This is a genomic window from Falsihalocynthiibacter sp. S25ZX9 (assembly GCF_041205405.1).
In the GTDB taxonomy this organism is placed as follows: domain Bacteria; phylum Pseudomonadota; class Alphaproteobacteria; order Rhodobacterales; family Rhodobacteraceae; genus Falsihalocynthiibacter; species Falsihalocynthiibacter arcticus.
Window position 1 is genome coordinate 1 of the sequence record NZ_JBGFCD010000195.1, and the last position, 313, is coordinate 313.

General features: G+C 54.3%; 1 protein-coding gene. It reads right to left on the minus strand.

Translation table 11 applies throughout. The features are described 5' to 3' along the window. The coding region (locus AB9F29_RS21870; protein ID WP_369757243.1) for a hypothetical protein at nucleotides 1-313 on the minus strand (313 nt) is incomplete at both ends.

Consider the following 313-nt stretch of genomic DNA (forward strand, 5'->3'; position numbering starts at 1 on the left):
CTAGAATGATGATATCCATCGCCATTTTGGCGGTTTCCAGCAGGTTTTTAAACGTGTCGGACTGAAGAAGCTGGTCGGTTGGCACATCAGCGCGGTCCCGACCCAAAATCACACCAATGTTGGATTTCGGGTCGGATGTGTAAAACTCAGAGCCATCCGCGACGGTCCTGTCGCCGCTGAGAAACTCCTGCAAACTGGTGTCAGGTTTAAGGTCAATGTATTTATGCTGGGAGGGCTTGCGCAGATCGGCGTCAATCAACAGGGTCGATTTTCCCGCAGCGGCGTAAGTGCGGGCGAGGCCAAGGGCGACCGT